The sequence below is a fragment of the Oceaniovalibus sp. ACAM 378 genome, from assembly GCF_008085915.1.
GTDB lineage: Bacteria > Pseudomonadota > Alphaproteobacteria > Rhodobacterales > Rhodobacteraceae > Oceaniglobus.
Genome location: NZ_VSJK01000056.1, coordinates 1 through 2,612 on the forward strand (window position 1 = coordinate 1; position 2,612 = coordinate 2,612).

Below are 2,612 nucleotides of genomic sequence, written 5' to 3' on the forward strand. Positions count from 1 at the left end.
TGCGGATTTCAGAAATACCGGACAGCGATTATGCTAATTCCCGGACAGCCGTTTCAGTAATTCCCGGACAGCTCGGGCCCGGCTGATCATCTGCCTGCGATCATGTTTCAGTTTGGATAGTTTCGGTGTTTTCGGCGGAGGTCAAGTTCGCGTTTCGGTCCTTTCTTCTCATGCTGTCTCCCTTGAGTTCGATGCGGTGGGCGTTGTGAACGATCCGGTCGAGGATGGCGTCGGCAATGGTGGGCTCGCCGATCATGTCATGCCAACCCGAGACCGGCAGCTGGGCGGTGATGATGGTTGATCGACGCTGATAGCGCTCCTCGAAGAGCTCGAGCAGATCGAGCCGCTGCTGGTCGGTCAGTCCATGCGTGCCCCAGTCATCAAGCACCAGCAGCTGGACGCGGGCCAGCTTGTCGACGAGGCGGGGGAAGCGCCCGTCGAGGCGCGCCATGGCCATATCCTCGAACAGGCGTGGCATTCTGACATAGAGGACGGAATGGTCGAGCCGTGCGGCTTGATGGCCGAAGGCGCAGGCCAGCCAAGTCTTGCCGGTGCCGGTTTGGCCGGTGAGGATGATCTGTTCCTTGGCCTTGATCCAGTCGCCTTGTGCCAGCGCGAGGACCTGCCGTCGATCGAGCCCCCGGCTGGCGGCGAAGTCGACATCTTCGATGCAGGCGTTGGGAAAGCGCATCTTCGCGTTACGGAGCCTGTTGGCGAAGCGCTTGTCGGCCCGGGCTGCGGCTTCCCGGTCGAGCATGAGCCCCAGCCATTCATTGCGCTCGAGCGCTTGGTCTGGATCCTGTTCGGCCAATGCCTTCCAGGCGTCTGCCATGCCTGTCAGGCCAAGCGCGGCCATTTGGTTAAGTGTGGGGTGTGTCAGCATCTGGTTCTTCCTTCCTTGGGTTACTGGTAGTAGCCGGGGCCACGGATATTGTCGTGGACCGGTGTGGCGGTGACAGGGTCTGGCGGGCTGGGCGCCCGATCCAGACCGGTGATCAAAATGGAGCGAACCGAGACATAGTTGACCGTGCCGACTGTCAGGGCGCGTTCGCAGGCCGCTTCCAGCCTGTCCGCCCCGAACTGCCGTTGCAGGCTGAGCACACCGAGGGCAGAGCGATAGCCCTGTTCCGGATGGGGCCTGTCGCGCATCAGGCGTTCGACGAGCGCGGCGGCATGATAGCCGGTGCGGGCGGCCCGGGTGATGAGGCTTTCCGGCGTCATGCTGCCGTAGCGCTGATGCGCCTTTGGCATGTGTTCCTTGATGGTGGTGTGGCCGCCGCGCTGGCCGCGGCGGTGATGGACCGCAACCCGTTCATGGTTATTGAAAATCTCGATCATGCGGTGCGTCAGGCGGACATCAACCTGCCGGCCGATCAGCCGGTGCGGCACGGAATAGAAGCCGTGCAGGACCTCGATATGGTAGTCAGGATGCACCTTGGCGCGTTTCCATTCGGCATACTCGAAGGGCACCTCGGGCAACCGACTGAGTGCGGGGCGTTCGATCTCTTCAAAGAGCTCACGCCGCGAGCGCCCGACCCGCCGCATGGTCCGGGCATTGAGATCATCGAGCAGCTCGGCGATGGCGACGTTCAGCGCCTCGATGGAAAAGAACTGCCGGTTGCGCAGGCGGGCCAGAATCCAGCGTTCCACGATCAGCACGGCGCCTTCGACCTTGCCCTTGTCGCGGGGTTTGCGCGGACGGGCGGGCAGCACCGTCGTGTCGTAATGCGTGGCCATGTCGGAGAAGGTCTTGGTCAGCGACGGCTCGAACCAGAGCGGCTTGGCCACGGCGGCCTTGAGATTGTCGCAAACGATCGCCTTGGGCACCCCGCCGAAAAACTTCAGGGCCCGGACCTGCGCCTCGATCCAGTCGGGCAGCTTCTGGCTGAGGCTCGCCCAGACGAAGGTGTAGTTCGACGCGCCCAGCACGGCGACGAAGATCTGGGCGCGATGCTCAGCACCCGTGCCCGGGTCGATCACTGGGATGGTATGACCGGCATAATCGGTCTGCATCACCGCGCCAGCCTCGTGGCGATTGCGATACCGGGGGCTGACCCGGCTCTCGAACTCCCTATAGCGTTCGCAGAACCAAGTGTAGCCATAGCCGTCGGGATGTGCCGCCCGGTATTCCTCCCAGAGCAGCACCAGCGTCACGCCCTTGCGCTTCATCTCGGCCGCCATCTTCGGCCAGTCGGGTTTGGTCAGATCCCGGGATGGACGTCCAACCTGCTGGAAAAGGACCCGCCGCAGCGTCGCATCGTCATCGCGACCCGATGGCAATGGCCAGCAGTTCAGCCCCGCCTCCCGGGCGCGAAGCAGATAGGTCGCCACGGTCGTCTTGCTGAGCTTCAGGCGCAGGCCAACCTCACGCACCGAAAGGCCCTGTTCATGCGTCAGTCGCAATATAGTTCGTATATCTTGCACGGTTGTGCGCCTCGCTTGCTTCCGTCTTGGCATGTTCTCTCCCGGTCTTGTTCAAGACCGGGAGAATGCCGCGACGGCGCAGGCGATGACCAACCGGGCCAAAGGCCCCCCGGGACTGTCCGGGAATTACCGAAACGCGTGTCCGGGAATTACTGAAATCCGTGTCCGGGAATTTGCGAAACCCGCAG

2 protein-coding genes are annotated in these 2,612 nt (G+C 62.9%); both read right to left on the bottom strand.

Annotated elements, in window-relative coordinates; translation table 11 throughout:
- Window positions 1-100: 100 nt before the first annotated feature.
- Entirely contained in the window at window positions 101-883 is a 783-nt protein-coding gene (gene istB, locus FQ320_RS25045) for an IS21-like element helper ATPase IstB (RefSeq protein ID WP_148475972.1), read from the bottom strand.
- A 20-nt stretch (window positions 884-903) separates the two neighbouring features.
- On the bottom strand, window positions 904-2,457 hold the full coding sequence (gene istA / locus FQ320_RS25050; RefSeq protein WP_148475973.1) for an IS21 family transposase: 1,554 nt from the start codon (window positions 2,455-2,457) through the stop codon (window positions 904-906).
- Between the last annotated feature and the right edge of the window lie 155 nt (window positions 2,458-2,612).